Source organism: Kitasatospora sp. NPDC001132 (assembly GCF_053598415.1).
In genome coordinates this window covers 145,449-162,522 of the sequence record NZ_JBSFKF010000008.1, presented here as the reverse complement: position 1 = coordinate 162,522, position 17,074 = coordinate 145,449, and the positions used below count along the sequence as shown (strand labels likewise).

The window sequence follows — 17,074 nt, the reverse complement described above, 5'->3', positions numbered from 1 at the left end:
AAGGACAGCGGTGGTGAGCGCTGGCGGAGCTGGCTGGTGTCGGAAAGACCGAAGCGGCCGTCCAGACCGCGGCCCTGGAGCTGAAGGCCCATGGCGGGTTCCCCGGTGGGTAGGTTCGAGGAGGCCATCGATGCCCACACGAAGACCGCCAGAATCTTCCGCGAACTGGCGGTCAACACAATGGAGACGAAGCACTGAAGAACCTCGAGATGTGCCGGGGTAGGGGACGTTCGGTAAGGTCGCGTGAACCTGCGGCCCTACCATCAATGCGAGGTAGCGCCCGTGACAACATCGAATGAAATCAATGACGGCATCTTCTTCAATGCAGTCGTCCAGGGACGTGCCATCACGGTTCAACTACCACCGTCAATCACGCCTGCCCTTAGCGGGCTACCCCTGCGCTCGCGAACGTTCTCTGGGCGTTCCCGAGAGCTCAGCTCCCTGCTCGATCAACTGGATCCGAGCACGCCACAGACGGCAAAGTTCGCTGCCGTCGTAGGTATGGCAGGGGTGGGAAAGACTGAGCTTGCTCTGCAGGTAGCTGCGGAGGCCGAGAAGAAAATCGGCTGGTTTCCTGGCGGGGTACTCTTCATTGATCTCTTTGGCTATGACAGCGAGCGATACCTGTCACCCGAACAAGCATTGGGCTCACTGCTCCTTGCTCTCGGAATTCCAGGCGATCAAATCCCGTCGGACCTAGGCGACCGGACACGCTTCTACCGGTCGGTACTGTCAGCATACGCCAGCCGGGGTAAGAATATCCTGCTAGTGATTGACAACGCGTCTAGCGATGGGCAAGTCGAGCCACTGCTGCCATCGCACGACGGTGGAGCAGCTATCGTTACTTCTCGCCATTCACTAGGCGTAGGTGCGCGGATCTTTGATCTAGGGGTTCTTGAGCTATCAGCCTCGGTAGAACTCATTCAGCGAGTCCTGTTCCAAGCCCGCGGAGAAGACGACTCGCGAGTCATCCGCGAACAAGAGCAGGTCCACGCCCTGGCCAAACTCTGTGGCAACTTGCCTCTAGCACTACAGATCTGTGCTGCCCTTCTTGCCGATTCCCCGTCCCGCCCTCTTTCTTCTCTCGTCCAAGCGCTTTCAGTGGCCCACACAAGGCTTGACCGTCTCAAACGCGAGGACCGCGCCGTTCGGGCAGCCTTCGAGCTCTCATACCGCAGGTTGAGCGAGCACCAGGCCCGTGTACTTCGGTTGCTGCCGCTCAATCCAGGGCCAGATATCGCGTCTCGCTCCGCCGCGCACCTCACGGGCGACCCGAATATCGAAGTCATCCTTGAGGATTTGGCCCGCTCCCACCTGATTGAGCCCGGCGCAACATGGGGACGCTGGCGGCTACACGATCTAATCCGTCTCTATGCGGACGAGAAGGGGAGGGAGCATGCCGAACTAGACGAACGTGACTTCTCGCTGGAGAAAATCCTCTACTTCTATCTCGTGACGACGACCTCGGCCAACCTCATCTTGAGGGAGCGCACTGGACACGGAGAGGATGAGGCTGAAGCCATCACCTGGCTCGAGGAAGAGCGCCCGAATCTCGTGGCTGCCGTCCAAACAGGCCACGAGATTGGAGCCGATCTCGCCGTTTCACTGGATCAGTTCTTTCATCTGCGTCGTTATTTCGACGATTGGATCGCCGTCAATGAGTCGGCACTGAAGACACTCCGACTGCAGAAGGACTTGCGCCGCGAGGGCTGGGTGTTGAGCAGCCTCGCACAGGTCCTCTATCACGTTCGGCGCTTTAGCGAGGCCCTCGAGGTCAGCAAAGAGGCGCTTGATGTCTGCGAGAGGTCTGGCCATCGATATGGCGAGGCAGCAGCCCTGAACGCGTCGTCACAGGCTTTGTACCACCTCGGTAGATATCGAGAGTCGGTCGAGGCCGGCCTCAAGGCCGCCACAATCCTTCATGAGCTTGGCAATCCCGAGGAGGCTAAGGCTCTCGGGAGTCTCGCGCTATCGCTTCAAGAGCTAAATGTCGATGAGGCGATTCAACTCCATAGACATGCTGTTTCGGACTGTCAGGACCGGGGGGACCGCCATGGAGAGGCCGCAATGCGAAATCTTCTCGGAATGGCACTAAGAAAGGCGGGTGAATTTGGTGAGTCAGCGGAGGAACACCGAGCTGCTGCCAGCTTCTATCAAGAGCTCGGAGATATCCATGGCGAGGCAGCAGCGTTCGGCAGCTACGGCCTAGCGCTGCAGGATTCCGGGCACTACGCAGAGGCCCTCGAAGCGCATGAGCGAGATGTGCGACTCTGCGAGGAAACCGGCGACCGCCACGCACTGGCTGAAGCCCTAGACAATCTGGGGCTGGCCCTTCGAAGGGTTGGGCAGGTAGACGAGGCTGTCGCTGTTTATCGCCGAGCAGCCGAAATATTCCGGGAGATGGGGGATCTCTCCATGGAAGGTATGGCGCTGGGCGGCTCGGGACGGGCCTTCGAGGAGGCGAAGAGGCTTGGCGAAGCCATCCAGGCGTATCGCGAAGCCGTGGAGTCTTTTCGCGCCGCAAACGATCTCGAGAACCTGCTTGTAGCTTTTGAGATCCTCGGGATTACACTTCTAAAGGCCGGAATGAATGAGGAATCAGATCGGGTCCGAGAAGAATTCCTAGCCCTCCTCTCCTCGGTCCAGGATCCTGGCCAATCCCGACGCCCATAGGGATGCAGGACCTGCATTCCGGCGATTTCGGATCGCGGCTGGACCCTATTGGCGCCACCCACAATCCACGGAGATCTTATAGCCACTCAGACGTGCCGGTTCCGAGTACCTCATGCCCTAGCAAAAGGCCTGGACCTGGCGCGCTCCGTCGGTCGTGCACTCTTCCGGGGGCAGCGCCCCCGGCTGTGCATGTCCGTTCAGTGCGCGGAGCGCGCCAGGATGGGCTCAGGTCATGCACCAGCCGGAGTCGCATCCAGTGTCGTCCGACTCTTCTAGCCGGCTTTCCGGTTGAGTAGGGATTGCTTCGGCGAGGGGACGTCCGTATCGGGTGAGGTACACGGAGTCGCGTCCCAGGGCGGCGCGGTGACGGTTCACCATCTGCTCAACCGCGACGGACCTGGCGAAGAGCTCGGGTTCGTTCTGGCGCTGTTCCTTCCAGGCCGCCACAGTACGAAAGGGGCAGAAGAAGCACGAGCTCTTGGGTGGCACGGGCAGGCCCGCGGCCTCAATGATCTGCTCGCAGTCGCTGCGACGCAGCCGCAGGTCGAGCAGGGGGTATTCGACCTGCTCATGCGGTTCGCTCCGTCGACGGTTGGCTCTATGGATCTCGTCGAGGGAGATTCCGATGCCGACCGTAGCGGGTTGGTTCGGCGTGGCTCCCTGCCGACGGAGCCATCGGCCGATGACCTTGATCTTGAAGTCGGCCGTGCAGGACCGGCGCCCGGGCGCGCCGTTCGCCATTCTGACTGGGATCGGGATGGACCTCGTCCCTGGTCTGGCGAGCCTGTCCATGAGGGTCTCGGTGGAGCCGTCACGGCGGGTCCGGTACAGGTGGTGGAGTTCGATACCCGCGCTTGCCGCGAAGGGCGCTGCGACGTTGCGAATGTAGGCGAGGGTGGCAGGGTGTTCGCTGTCGTCCCCGACGTTGGCGAACAGGAAGGTGCTGTAGTCGATCTCGCCCTTGGCCGCGAGGACGAGGAGGGCGGTGGACTGTACGCCACCTCCGTAGGAGATCACCTTCAGGGGCGGCTCTGATTCGCACCGAGCAGTTGCCCGATTGGCGTCGTGGGCTGGCGTTGGATGCGTCTGGACGTGGCGTGACATGAGGCCTCTCCCTGTGGCAGCCTTACTCTCAGGTGGGAGACTCTATGGATCAACATCATCTAAATCAACTGTTCCTCCCGCTGGGCGGCAGCGTGGAGATGGGAGATCGGGCAGAGACCTGCCGGTCTGCGGCGGGTGTGGGCTACCGCTTGGGGCGGATGACCGTGGTGTGTCCCTCGGAGAGCATCTCGGTGACGAAAGCAACGGCTTCGTCATGCTCGGAACTGGTGAAGCTCTGTGCTGGCGGCAAGGGCTTCTTAGGTGATCGTGGCGTGTCTGCAGTCCTGCGCCCACGGGGTTTTTGGGGTTCCCGTTCGCCGGCTTGCAGTCGCTCAACTTCTTCTGAGACGACGACGCGGCCACGCTCGTGAGCATCCGCCGTGATCGTGTCGAGCAGCCATAGGGGGGACCGGGAGATCACAAGGTCAGCTCCGGCGATCCGCTTGCGGTTTCGCCATCGGGAGATCGTCTGCTGATCGGTGCCAAGAATCCGTGCGACCTCTTGGATCCCCACGATGACGGGCAGAGATTCGCGCTCCTTCACCCGGCGTCCGCCGGGGATGCTTGCCAGGTACCGCGCGAGTCGTTCCTCGGTGACATGTCGGCCGGCCTGCCCCTCGAGGCCGAGAAGGGTGTCCAGCAGCCAGTAGGGGTTGCCGGAGGCGAGCAGGTCGGGCTTGGGCAGGATGCCGTCGCTGCGCCACTTCGCCGAGGTCTGGCGTTCGACGCCGAAGAGGTCGGCGACTTCCGTGTGCCCAAGCAGGTACGGGATCGGTGCGGCTGCCATGTCCCGAGTACCTTCTCCGCTTACACAACGCGACGAAGCCCTGATTGTCGCAGGGCGCCACCAAGATATCGCGGTGGTCCCGGGCGTGCTGGACGGCGGCAGGCTTGGGTTGGAAGTGCCACCTGCCACCGGCCTCGATGCCCGTGCTGACGCCTACGGTTTGGTCGCGCTGGCGCGCGGACGGAGGCTACTTGATCTCCTTACCCTGCCGGATCTCCCACGGCCCGACGGGCACAAGGTGGACGTCGTCGAAGTAGCTCAGCCAGGCCGCGATGGTCTCGACAGCTCGCTTGGCTTGCTCCGTTGTGAACTCCCCCGTTGCCGCCAGGTCGACTTGTGCGTCGGCCAGGTTCATACGACCGGCCTCGGTCAGGGCGCGCAGTTCAGGGATCGTCCGCAGCCGGGCAAGAACAGCTGCTCCGAACGCCTGCTCTTCCAATCCAGGTGCGACGTCCAGGTGTGCGAGGTCGCGAAGCACGCCGGCCAGTACGTCACTGCCGATATGGCGGTGCCGCCCGTTGTAAACCCGGTAGAGGCGCTCTGGGTTACGGGTCTCAGGCAGCCACCGCGTCTGCTGCTCGTCGTGCCCTGGTACAACGACGCGGGGGCCGTCCTCGTCCTGCTGCAGGAGGTTCGCCTGCTCGCGCATCTGCTCGGCCAGCTCGACGGTGCCGGGGACGGCGCTTGCCTCGAGCAGCGCGAGCACGTGTTGCACCTGTGGATGAGAGGTGGCGACCTCCACCAGGAGTTCGAGGTTCGGTGCGGGCACTCGGCCGGTGGCTTTGCCGGTGAGGTTGGCAGAGCCTACGAGGCAGCGGTCATCGGCCACAAATAGTTTCGCGTGCAGGTTGTGGCACAGCCGGATGGTGGAACGGCCGTCCAGCTGCGCCAGTTCGGCGATCTCGGGGTCGGAGACGCCTGCAGCTACCTCTGCTACCGACCAGCGGGTGACGCACGTGATCTCTTCAACTTCCGCGGGTACAGCATCGAGCGCCGCCTGGAAGACATCCTTCTTAATGAACGGGGCTACCAGGAGAACGCGGGTGGTCGCGGTGGACAGGAGTTGCGCGATCTGGCGCCAGATGTGATCGGCCGTCACTCGTCATCCTCGTCGTCGGCGTCGCTGGCTCCGAGGAACTCGCCGGCCAGACGGCCCCAGTCCTGGCGCATCCGCTTGGCGCGCTCACGCGGCTTCTCTGGCTGCTCGTCCTCGAAGCGTGCCCAGGAGATCAGGAGGAGCTTGAAGGCGTTGGCAGCGAGGGTGAGGCGTTCGGCGAGTTCTTCGCGGCTCGCACCGTCGATGTCTCCGTCGAGGACGGCGATCAAGTCGCTGTAGACCGGGTGGTCCATGTTGAGGGCGACCTGCAGCATGCCCGGGATGTACTCGACATTGAAGAAGGCCGGAGAGTCGGGGTTACGGCTGGTGAGGAGCCGAACGTGCTTGCCCTGAGACATCGTCTCTTCGATGATGCGCTGGGCGTCGGACGGGCTGTAACGGTGCGTTTCGACCAGGCTCTCGTAGTGGAGCTGCTTGCTCTCTTCCTCGGTGGTCTCCTCCGCGAGCTGGTCGGTCAGGCTTGGCCGGGTCTCGGTGCGCCGCCGCTGGACCGCCACCTCGGCTTGGACCTCGGCCGTTTCGTGCCGCTTGCGGCTGGCCCGGGTTCCCTCGGTCTGGTGGGCGAGTTCGGTGCGCAGCCGGCCGAGGAGCTTTTCGCGAATGTGGTAGACGATCTCGATGAGTGGCAGGCGCGAGTCACCCTCGGCGCGCAGCTCTTCCCGGTACTCCTCCCACGACAGCCCGGCGGCCTCTTCCCGCCAGTTGAAGTGGGCGAGGCTGGAGAAGATGGTCGCGGACTGTTTGTTGTTGGTGACGCCGAAGACCTCGTCGAGGTCCGGCGGGAAGTCGATCTCGACTCCCCACCAGCGCTCTACCGGGTCGTAGGAGTTGATCCATCCGGTGTCGAGGTCGAGCTCGCGGTCGGCCCGGATGAGGGAGATGCCCAGGTTCTTCGCGGCGTGCTTACCCCAGGGTGTCTCGCCGGGCTTGAGGCTGGGGGCAACGTTGGTGGGCCACGGCTCGTCCTGGACGTCGGTGCGGCGGGCGGCGTCCACGGCCAGGGAGGACCGGACATAGACCGGATATTCCTGCCCGTTTGCCGCTCGGACCATGAACTTCTCTTCCCCCACTTTGCCGGTGTTGCTGGCGCCAAAGGCGCGGAACATCGGCTTCTTGTCGAAGGGGGGTGGCGTGGCGCTCGGCGTCATGAGGTACAGCGGGTCGTTGGGGCGGGTGTCTCCGGCTCCAGGCAGCTGGGCCCAGCCGCGCACGGGCACGAGCTTGATCCGCCGGCCCTTCGCAATGAGGCGTCGGTAGATCCGCCCAATCAGGTTCTCGGTGTTGGCGACGGTGGTCTGGGCGCCGCGCCATTGGACGCGCTCGAGCTCCGTCCACTGCACCAGGGTGCCAGAGCGGCCGAGTCCCTCGGACAGGGCCTGCCATTCGTCGGGCACGGCGTCGAGTTTGGGTTCCGGGACCTCCTCGAGGCCCTTGGCGATCTCGTTGAGGTCGAGGTAGGTGTGCAGGGCATTGTCGGGTCCGTTGGTCCAGGACCAGACATCCACGCGGTTGCACTGCGAGATGCTCGAGTTGGGCAGGCCGACGCCGAAGCGGCCGATGCCCTTGCGCTGCTGCCGGGTGCCGGCGCCGAAGCGCAAGGACTGCCGGAGGGTTTCGGGGTCCATGCCGGTGCCGTTGTCGAGGACGGCGATCTTCTCGACGCGGTATCGGGAGCGGTGTCCGTTGTGCTCCGTGCCTTCCACGACGAAGAGCTCGACGAGGTCAGCCTCGGCTTCGAGGCCGTTGTCGATGAGTTCGGCAATGGCGTGGGCGGTGGACTTGTAGCCGCTGTCCTGCAAGGCCTTGACCGTCAGATCGGAGGTGACGATCGAGTACTTGGATGTCATCGGGCCTTCCACACGTCCTCCCAGTTGGTGAATGCTTCCGCTACGTCTCCGAAGCCCGGGAGCGCGGGGTCGATCACAGTGACGATGTCGCAGGTGGGGGTGCCGCCGGCCTTCGGGCCGCGGATGACTCGGCCGACCATCTGGCTGTAAAGGACCAGGGAGCGGGTCGGGCGGGCGATAACGGCCGCGCTCGCCGCTGGCGCATCGAAGCCGGTGGTCAGGACGCCATAGTTCGAGAGGACCATTGGACGGCTGCTGGGTCCCTTGAAACGGGCGATGGCCCGGTCGCGGTGGCGCGGGGAGGACTCGGCGGTCACCTGGTCCGCGTCGAGGCCGAGGACCGACAAGATCGCCACCAGCAGGCGGCTGTGCTCGACGGAAGCTGCGAAGAGGAGGATGCGGCGGTGATCCTGGCTGAGGTCGAGGACGGTCCGTACGACCTGCAGGTTCCACTGCACATTGCTGGCGAGCCGGGCCATGAGAGTGTCGGGGATGTCGAAGGAGGCGGCGAGGGCCTGCTTGTCCCGGCTGCTGAGCGCGGTGCCGGAGTCAGCGGCCACGGTGCGGAAGTGCGGGCGGGCGAGGTAGCCCTGCTCGATGAGGGCGGTGACGGGGTTGTCGTAGCCGTCGATCTCGAGCATCACCTTCTGGCGTGCGAAGAAGTCGGACAGCTTCTCGTCTTCGGTGATGTCGGCCCAGGTTCGGCCGGGAGTTGCCGTGAGGCCGAGCAGGCTGGCGTCGCTACGCAGGGTGAGTGCGTCGACGGTTCTGCGGTAGGTCGGGGCGATGGCCTGATGGGCTTCGTCGAAGGTGGTGAGCGTGGCGCGCAGGCCGAGGCGGTCGAGGAAGGTGGGGTCTGCATTCGCGGCGGCGGTGGCTTTGTCGAGGCCGAGGATCACGATGCCGTCCTCAATGCCTTCGAGGTCGGTCGGCGCGTCTCCCCACATCCGCACCACGGAGACCTCTCGGTTGCCGAGCGATGCCCAGGCGTTCTCGAACTCCACTGCCGCCTGCTCCAAGAGCTCACGCCCTCGGGCCAGCCATACCGCGACGGTCGGCTCGTGGCGGCGCAGATGGTCGCAGATGATGTTCATGCCGGTACGGGTCTTGCCGACACCGGTGGGCAGGTGCAGCACGACTCGCCGTTCGCCGGAATACAGCAGTCGTTGCACTCGGCCGGCCGCGAGGCGCTGGTGAGGGAAGAGTCCGTAGCGCGGCGTACTGGAACCGCGGAATGTCGGGGGCGGTTCGGGTGCCCGGTCGACGACAAGGCCGAGAAAGCCGAGGAGCGTACGGCGCTGCTCCTGTGACCAAGGCAGGGCCGCGAGGAAGTCGTCGGCGGCGCCGGTGGGTGCCCCGCCGAGGCGGTCGACGAGTTCGGTGCGCTTGGCCTGCGGGAGTAGCTGCAGGAACCCAGCGCGCTCGGCCGGGTCAGCGATGATCCGCTCAGGGGAAATGGCTGATGCCGCGACCCTCCGGAGCACTGCTTCGGTGTCCTGTCCTCGGTGCAGGAGGTCCAGGAGGTCGCAGGCATGCTCGCCGAGGAGGTTACGGATATAGGGCAGGGGTGCACCGCCGAGGACAGACTCGAACGCAACGCCGGGGGTTCCAGTCATGCCGCGGCCAGGTCCGTCCGCATCCCGCCGTCGCTGCACATAGTGCTGCTGCCCCCTCCGCCTCGCCCGCTCACGCCGCCAGGTGCGCTGTGACCTTCCCCTCGCAGCGCGGCTCGTGATCAAACCCTAGCCCTATGCACCGGCACGCCGCGGCCGGTCACGGAAATCCGGCTGCTCCGCAGCACGTCAGGCATAGGCGGTGGACGAACTCCCTTGGCAGGAGCGGTCTTTCACCCACCCGTCTGTCGCGGCCAACATGTGGGAATATTTGTTCGATTAATGCCCAATGCGCAAGCCCCAAGGGCGCGGAAGTCGAAGCCTCGACCTCGCCTGTCCTTCGATCCGGCTAGGATCGCGGGGTACTACTGGTGAGGGTTCTCGTGCCGGAGGAGAAGCTCCACCAGTTGATCGACCGGAGTAGAGCGAAATGGGGTGGAGCGTGACATTCCAGTCACCTGATGCGGGTCCGGCTTACCTTGACTACAACGCCACAGCGCCCGCCCGCCCCGAGGCTCTGGAAGCCGCTCTCGCCGCGATGCGCACGGTCGGTAACGCCTCAAGCACTCACCGGTCGGGTCGCGATGCCGCTGACCGCGTTGATTTGGCGCGCCGTCAGACAGCAGATCTCTTGAACTGCTCCCCCGGGGAGATCATCTTCACTTCCGGTGCCACGGAGGCCAACAACCTCGCCCTACGGGCAGCCTTCGCTACCGGAGGGCGGCTGGTGACAAGCTCGGTGGAACATCCGGCCGTGCTGGAGACCGCGAAGGCCCTGACGTCGGATGCGCCCGCGTCGCTCGTAGTACTGCCCGTCGACGCTGACGGCCTGGTGGACCTCGACGCCTTCCACATGGCGCTGGCGGGAGGCGGAGTCGCGATCGTGTCTCTGATGGCGGCCAACAACGAGACGGGCGTGCTGACAGAGCTCGCGTCGATCGTAGAGGCCGCCCATGACGCCGGAGCCCTGGTCCACACCGACGCCACGCAGCTGGTGGGACGACTTCCGATCGATCTCGCCGACACGGACGTCGACCTGCTGTCACTGTCCGCACACAAGTTCGGCGGCCCACAGGGAGTCGGGGCCTTGTTTGTCCGCCGGGGTGTTCGCCTCCCCTACCGCCCACTGCTCGTCGGCGGCGGGCAGGAGCGAGGCTGGAGGGCCGGCACTTTGAACGTAGCGGGCATCGCTGGCGCTGGAGCTGCGGCCGATGCCGCCCGGCTCGGCCTGGCCGACGAGGCACCCCGGATCGCGCGCCTGCGTGACGCCCTCGAGGAGGCCCTCGTTGAGCAGGTCGGCGACTGCCGGATCAACGGTGCGGTGGACCAGCGCTTGCCTGGCGTGACCAGCATCACGTTCTATGGGGCTCCAGCGGACGCGGTTCTCGCTGCGATGCCGGATGTGGCGGCATCGGAGGGGAGCGCGTGCTCCTCTGGCGCGCCTAGCCCCAGCCATGTGCTCCTAGCCATGGGGCGCAGTCGGGAAGAGGCAGACAGCACCATCCGGTTCTCCCTGGGGTACGCCACGACCATCGATGACGTCGAGCGGGCCGTGTCATCGACGGTCCGAGCTGTCCAACACGTGCGGGCTGCCCTGACAGCAGCGATATAACTCAGCCCGCCCAAAGATCATCCAAGCCCGAACGGACACGGAGAACGCCTCGCATGTCAGACAGCCGGCTCGCAGAAGCCGCCCATCCCTCCTTTGCGCGTCATGAGACCTTCGCGCCGCGCTTCGGGTGGCTCCATAAGGCGTACATGCAGGTGAAGGAGAACCCGGAGGTGTTCCTCGCCGAGGATGCCCCGGTCCTACTCGGAGTCGGTAAGAACATGGTCTACTCCATGCGCTACTGGTCCCGGGCGTTCAAGCTGACCCGCGAGCACTACGGCGACGACACCAACTCCCGAGCGATGCTGTCCTACCCCACGTGGGAGGCGCGCTGGCTCCTTGACGAGGACGGCGCCGACCCGTATCTCGAGGAACAAGGCAGCCTCTGGCTGCTGCACTGGTGGCTGCTGAGCTCCCGGCCGGGCGCCAAGAGCTGGGCGCCGTCCTGGTACGTCGCCTTCCAGCTCGCCCCGTTCGCTCGCTTCTCCGCACCCGACCTGGCCGAGCTGATCGTTCGCCATGTGAACCTCTCCTACGCGGAGGCACCGGTCGGCTCGTCGATCGAGAAGGACGTCGACTGCATCACCAAAATGTACGTTCCGTCGATGCGTGCCAGGGGCGGCGCACCCGGCGCGTTTGAGGACTTGCTGGCCTGTCCTTTCCGCGAGCTAGGTCTGATCGAGACCGTGGAGCGTCCTGTCTCTGGCCGACATGAGTGGGAGTTCACCACCGGCACGCGCATTACCCTGCCGGACCGGATCGTCGCCTATGCCTGCCTGGACTACGCCGCCACCATGACGCGCAACGCCGGCTCGATTTCTCTCGCTCGGCTCGCCAGCGAGCACGGCGGTCCTGGACGGGCCTTCCGCATCCGTGAGCCCGATATCGCGGCGGCCGTGGAGCGTGTCGCGTCCACCACGCCTGGCCTGCAGCTCGTCGAAGCCGTCGGGCAACGCAGCCTAGTCTTCAGCTCCGATCCCTTCGAGCTTGCCTGGGAGATCCTGGACGGCCAGTACGGCCACGTCCGCAAGCGGGCGGACTTCCCCACCCGGCAGGACTGGGCCCGCACCTACCCGAAGCTCGCTGCCGCCGAGGCCCGGGAGCGCCGCAACACCGTTGAGCAGCAGCTCCCCCTGATCGAGGAGACCTCCCAGTGACCACCGAGACCCCCTCGCGACCCACGGCTGCCCGCAAAACCTCCGGTGGCACCGAGTTCCCTGATGGCATCGAGCTCGTCGGCTCCCGGATGCGCTCCACCAACGTGGAGCGGGACGTGCTGGACGAACTGCACTCGCCCTACGTGGGGACCCGGGCACTGGACGTCCTCGACCGTCTGGCCAACGCCCTCTCTGACCTGCGCCGTCCCCGCTCCTGGTCGCTCACCGGCGCCTACGGCTCGGGCAAGTCCACACTCGTCAACCTTATCGACGCGATCCTCGGGCACGACGAGGCACGCCGCTCCGAAGCACAGGAGGTGCTGGCCGCCACGAGCCCCGGGCTGGCCCACCGACTTGAGGCAACCCGCGCCGAGCTGGCGCCGGCCGGCTTCCTCGGCGCCGTGACGACCGCCCGGCGCGAGCCGCTCGTCACCACCCTGTCCCGGGCCCTGCACACCGCGGCCGAGCGTCGCTGGCCGACCCGCATGCCGAAGCCGATCTCCGCGGCACTCGCGCGGTGCTCCGACCCCTCGACGGCCGAGCCCGAGGACATCATCGCCGCGGTCACCGCCCTATGCGCACAGCAGCCCCTGCTGCTGGTCATCGACGAGTTCGGCAAGACCCTCGAACACCTCGCGGGGCACAGTGAGTTCGCCACCGCCAAGACGGACCTGTTCCTGCTGCAGGAGCTTGCCGAGAAGAGCGCCGGGCCCAAGGGCCTGCCGCTATTCATGATGACGCTCCAGCACATGTCGTTCTTCGACTACGCGGCGCAGTCCAGCGAACTGCAGATCCGTGAATGGGCGAAGATCCAGGGCCGCTTCGAGAACATCACCTTTGCCCCCCACCTCGGCGATGCGGTCCAGCTGATGCGCCGCCGCCTCGACCAGTCCGGGGTCTCCGCGTCCGGGCGGAAGCTGATCTCGGCCTACGCCGAGGCGGCCCAGGAGACGTGGCGCGACCACGGCCTCAACGATGTCGTCGTCCTCAAGGCGCAGGACTTCGCTGACCTGTACCCGCTCCACCCGCTGACCGCTGCCGCAGCGCCGTTCCTCGCCGCGCAGATCGGCCAGCACGACCGCAGCCTGACCGGGTTCCTCAACAACGACGAACCCAACACCGTCCGCCGCTCCCTGGAGACGTTCTCCAGCGACAAGCCGCGCCGCGCCAGCACCGTCAAACTTCCGCAGCTGTACGACTTCTTCCTCGACTCCGGGCGTACCTCGCTGCTTGCATCCACCAACGCGAGCAAGTGGATCGAGATCGAGTCCCGTGTGACCCTGGCCAATGGCCTGTCCACCGCGGACCAGAACGTGCTGCGCACGGTCGGCATGCTCAACCTGATCGACGAGGACGGCGCGCTGCGGGCAACCGCCGCGATGGTCTACTACGCGCTGCACGAGCCCGGCGAAGCCGATCCGACGGCGTTCGCCGCGCTCGAAGACCAGCTCAACAGCCTCGTGACCCGCGGGTTCCTGGGGTACCGGTCCTTCAACGGCGAGTACCGCGCCTGGCGCGGCACCGACGTCGATATCGAGGGGCGTCTCAAGGAGGCGCGGAGCCACCTCGACGACACCGTCGTTGCCCAGCGCCTCAGCGACTACCTGCCCCTGGCCGTGGCCGCTGGCCGGCACAGCCAGGTCACAGGTATGCTCCGCGCCCTCTTCGTCCGGGTCACCACCGCACAGACAAAGCTCCTCAAGGGGCCCGACGAACTCGCCGACCACGCCGACGGCCTCCTGGTCTTCCACCTCGGCAGCATCGAGGACCGGCCCGTCATCGAGTCCTCCCTGCCGGTCGTCCTCGGCGTCACCGAGGAGCCCGACCTCGTCCTCCGGGCGGCCTTCAACCTCGTCGCGCTGGAGGAACTTCAGCGCGACAAGTCGCTCGACCCCGTCGCGCGGCGGGAGATCAGCCAGCGGACATCCGGCGCGAAGCGCGAGCTCCTGGATCTCCTCAGCGCCGCGTTCTTCCCGCCCACCCAGCGGGCGACCTGGCGACTGTGGCGCTCCGGCATCGCCGCCGACGCCGAAGACGGGGAAGTGATCGAGGGCCGCAGCCTCAGCGGCCTTGCGTCCATCGCCTGCGACCAGGTCTTCTCGGCAACACCGCACATCCGCAACGAGATGCTCGGCCGGCACGAACTGACCAGCCAGGGTGCCAAGGCCCGTCGCGAGCTGCTGACCGCGATGCTGCAGAAGTCCGGCGAACCGTACCTCGGCATCGTCAAGTACCCCGCCGAGCGGGCCATGTACAGCGGCGCACTGGCCTACATGGGTCTGCACCGCGAGAACCCTGCGGCTGCAGACGAGTCGTCTCCTTCGCTCCTGCCCTACGGATTCTCCCGGCCCGGCGCAGCCCACCCGTACACCCAGAAGGTGTGGAACGCGCTCGAGACGGCACTGACCGAGGCACACGAGCGCACAAGCCTGGAGCAGATCTTCCGGGTCCTCATGGTGCCGCCGTACGGCGTCAAGGCTGGCGTAGTGCCGCTGCTCGTGGTGACCGCCCTCATCGTGCGCAGCCAGGATGTCGCCCTGTTCGAGGACGGCTCCTACCTGCCCCGGCTGACGCCCGACGTGGTCGAGCGCATGGTGAAGGCCCCCGGCCGGTTCTCCGTGAAGGCCACACCAGTGGGCGACGGCCTGCGCCACAGCGTGGTCAAGAACCTGTCCGTGGCCCTCAAGGTGGAGCCGCCTCGTTCCCAGGCTCTGCGCAACCCGGCCCTGCTGGCGGTGACCCGCGCGCTGATGGAGCGGGTCATGGTGCTCACCCCCTATGCCCGGCGCACCCAGCGAATCAGCAAGGACGCCCTTGCCGTGCGCTCCGCCCTGTTCTCGGCGCAGGATCCGGACGAGCTGCTCTTCCAGGCCCTGCCCAAGGCCCTCGGACTGGAGCCGATCACCTCTGAGCAGCGTAAGAGCACGGCCGGCAACAAGGGCTACGTCGAGCGTCTCGCCGCCGCGGCCGATGAGATCTCCGGCGCCGACCGCGCGCTGCGCGACGAGGCTATCGAGACAATCAGCCGCGAGTTCCGTCTGCCGTCCTCACTCCCGAAGCTGCGCCAGGCCCTGGCCGCTCGGCTGAAGGGCTTTGCCGGTGTCTCCCTCAGCCTGGAGCTGCGCGGCTTCGTCGCCATAGCGCTCAACGAGTACCTGGCGGACGAGGACTGGCTGGACCCGATGATCGTTCGGCTGTCCCATGCCGCCCTCGGCGACTGGTCGGACAACGACGTCGCCGTCTTCGCCCGCCGGGTGCGTGAGATGGCCAGCGCCCTCGACCGCGTCAGCCACCTGTACAAGAACAACGCTCCTGCGGGCGGCGCAGAGGAGGAGCTCGAAGCGCGGCTGCTCACCCTGACCGACAAGGACGGGGCCGAACAGCGCACGCTGATCTACCTGCCCAAGCAAGCCCAGCGCGAGGCCGAGCACCTGGCTGTCAGTGTCCTGGAGCAGGCTGAGAAGGCGCTCGGCCCTGACGGCGCCCGAATCCTGCTCGCCGCCCTGGCCCAGCGCGTTACCGAGCCCGCCACCACCGCACTCGAGAGGACGGAGTAATCATGACCGACACCGCTTCAGGGAAGAAGGTCCGGCACGTCCTGGGCCTGTCCGGCGGAAAGGACTCCTCAGCCCTCGCGATCTACATGCGTGACCGCGTGCCGGAGATGGAGTACTTCTTCTGCGACACCGGTGCTGAACTGCCGGAGACCTACGAGTACCTCAACAAGCTCGAGGCTGCCGTTGGCAAGCCGATCGTGCGCCTGAACACCGACCGGGACTTCGACCACTGGCTCGAGGTCTATCAGGGCACCCTGCCCAGCCCCCAGATGCGCTGGTGCACGAAGAACCTGAAGATCAAGCCCCTGGAGGAATGGGTCGGAGACGACGAGGTGATCTCGTACGTCGCCATCCGCGCCGACGAGAACCGCCTCGGCTACGTCAGCACCAAGCCCAACATCACCGCGGTCTTCCCCTTCCGTGAGGACGGCATCGACCGCGACGGCGTCAACCGCATCCTCGACGAGGCCGGCACCGGCCTGCCGGCCTACTATGAGTGGCGCACCCGGTCCGGCTGCTACTTCTGCTTCTTCCAGCGCAAGCACGAGTGGCTCGGCCTCAAGGACCGCCACCCCGAGCTCTTCGACAAGGCTGTCGCCTACGAGGAGAAGGTGCGCCACCAGGACACCGCCATGCAGGGCCGCGACTACACGTGGTCCCAGGGCGAGTCCCTGCATGAGCTGATAGAGCGGCGGGAGGAGATCCAGGCCAAGCACGAGGCCAACCTCGCCCGCGCGGCCAAGCGGATCAAGCCCAACCGGCCGCTGCTGGAGGTCTTGTCGGACGCCCTCGACGCCGACGACGACGAGGCCGGCTGCTCCGTCTGCCACCTCTAGCGAAGAACCACGGTCAAGGGTCCGGTAGATGACAAACCGTCATCAACCGGACCCTTTTTCGTTCGACCACCCCAGTTGTCGGTGTCGCATGTAAGGATGTGTCCGCTCATCACACACGGTCACCCAATCGGAGCACGGGGGGAATGGCGACACCAGACACCGCTGCGCGTGCGGTCATCCGCCATCGGCTGGACGCCAGTCCCGCTCTCGAGATCCAGCTCGGCATCACACCGATGATGGACGTGCCGGCACATCAGATCCTGCAAGACGACCTCAGGCGACTCGCTTCCCCCTGGGAGCGGCTCTCCGCGACCGAGAGCATCGTCAACGCGATACCCGACGAGCCGGGCCTCTACATGTTCGTCTGGCGCCCTTCGATCAAGCTGGCCATGGCCGACCGGACCGAGGGCAGCTTCCATCAGGTCCTCTACATCGGACACGCCGGCGGAGCTGGCCAGTTAGGCAACACGCTCAGGAATAGGTACCGGGACTACCGCAAACACCTGCGGGGCAACCCCGAGAGTCTTTGGACCCGCGAGCCACCTACCAACCGGGACGACCTGCTCACCCACTATCTCGCGTTGCGTCCTCTGGAGTACTGGTTTGCGACCGTCGAAGACCGATCGGCGATCAAGAACCTGGAGGACCGCCTGCTCCACCTGTACAACCCGCCGCTCAATATCCAGGGCGGTCCCACGCTTCGAGGTCGGCTCAGCACCGTCCCTAAGCCGGCACTCCGCTCCTAGCTCGCATCCGCTCCCTGACATCGAGGTA

11 protein-coding genes are annotated in these 17,074 nt (G+C 65.8%); 6 read left to right on the top strand and 5 right to left on the bottom strand.

Annotation, left to right across the window (positions count from 1 at the left end):
- The first annotated feature begins 282 nt into the window (after positions 1-282).
- On the top strand, positions 283-2,673 hold the full coding sequence (locus ACWDBE_RS14005) for an ATP-binding protein (protein ID WP_449808104.1): 2,391 nt from the start codon (positions 283-285) through the stop codon (positions 2,671-2,673).
- Positions 2,674-2,898: 225 nt separating this feature from the next.
- Here the strand turns inward: ACWDBE_RS14005 and ACWDBE_RS14000 are convergent, their stop codons facing one another.
- The 5 genes from ACWDBE_RS14000 to ACWDBE_RS13980 all read right to left on the bottom strand — a co-directional run bounded on the left by ACWDBE_RS14000 (position 2,899) and on the right by ACWDBE_RS13980 (position 9,144).
- Positions 2,899-3,777, bottom strand: coding sequence for a phosphoadenosine phosphosulfate reductase (locus tag ACWDBE_RS14000; protein ID WP_449808103.1), 879 nt, complete (start codon positions 3,775-3,777; stop codon positions 2,899-2,901).
- A gap of 142 nt (positions 3,778-3,919) precedes the next feature.
- Complete coding sequence (locus ACWDBE_RS13995) at positions 3,920-4,564, bottom strand: hypothetical protein (protein ID WP_449808102.1); 645 nt, start codon at positions 4,562-4,564, stop codon at positions 3,920-3,922.
- 187 nt (positions 4,565-4,751) lie between these two features.
- Positions 4,752-5,663, bottom strand: coding sequence for a phospholipase D family protein (locus ACWDBE_RS13990; RefSeq protein WP_449808101.1), 912 nt, complete (start codon positions 5,661-5,663; stop codon positions 4,752-4,754).
- Positions 5,660-7,528, bottom strand: a complete 1,869-nt coding sequence (locus tag ACWDBE_RS13985; RefSeq protein WP_449808100.1) for an ATP-binding protein — start codon at positions 7,526-7,528, stop codon at positions 5,660-5,662. Before ACWDBE_RS13985 ends, ACWDBE_RS13990 begins: the two co-directional genes overlap by 4 nt.
- Positions 7,525-9,144, bottom strand: a complete 1,620-nt coding sequence (locus tag ACWDBE_RS13980) for a DEAD/DEAH box helicase (RefSeq protein ID WP_449808098.1) — start codon at positions 9,142-9,144, stop codon at positions 7,525-7,527. The genes ACWDBE_RS13985 and ACWDBE_RS13980 overlap by 4 nt, the downstream gene beginning before the upstream one ends.
- 439 nt (positions 9,145-9,583) lie before the next feature.
- Here ACWDBE_RS13980 and ACWDBE_RS13975 point away from each other — a divergent pair, with 439 nt between their 5' ends.
- From ACWDBE_RS13975 to ACWDBE_RS13955, 5 genes are all read left to right on the top strand, one after another.
- The gene (locus ACWDBE_RS13975) at positions 9,584-10,753 is read left to right on the top strand and encodes a cysteine desulfurase family protein (RefSeq protein ID WP_449808097.1); all 1,170 of its coding nucleotides are present in this window, start codon (positions 9,584-9,586) and stop codon (positions 10,751-10,753) included.
- Between the two features lie 53 nt (positions 10,754-10,806).
- Positions 10,807-11,907 carry a DUF4007 family protein gene (locus ACWDBE_RS13970; RefSeq protein WP_449808096.1) on the top strand — a complete coding sequence of 367 codons (1,101 nt, stop codon included), beginning with the start codon at positions 10,807-10,809 and terminating at the stop codon, positions 11,905-11,907.
- Entirely contained in the window at positions 11,904-15,464 is a 3,561-nt protein-coding gene (locus ACWDBE_RS13965; protein ID WP_449808095.1) for an ATP-binding protein, read from the top strand. Before ACWDBE_RS13970 ends, ACWDBE_RS13965 begins: the two co-directional genes overlap by 4 nt.
- Before the next feature lie 2 nt (positions 15,465-15,466).
- Positions 15,467-16,300 carry a phosphoadenosine phosphosulfate reductase domain-containing protein gene (locus tag ACWDBE_RS13960; RefSeq protein WP_402598979.1) on the top strand — a complete coding sequence of 278 codons (834 nt, stop codon included), beginning with the start codon at positions 15,467-15,469 and terminating at the stop codon, positions 16,298-16,300.
- Positions 16,301-16,443: 143 nt separating this feature from the next.
- Positions 16,444-17,046 carry a hypothetical protein gene (locus tag ACWDBE_RS13955; protein ID WP_402943686.1) on the top strand — a complete coding sequence of 201 codons (603 nt, stop codon included), beginning with the start codon at positions 16,444-16,446 and terminating at the stop codon, positions 17,044-17,046.
- Positions 17,047-17,074: the final 28 nt, after the last annotated feature.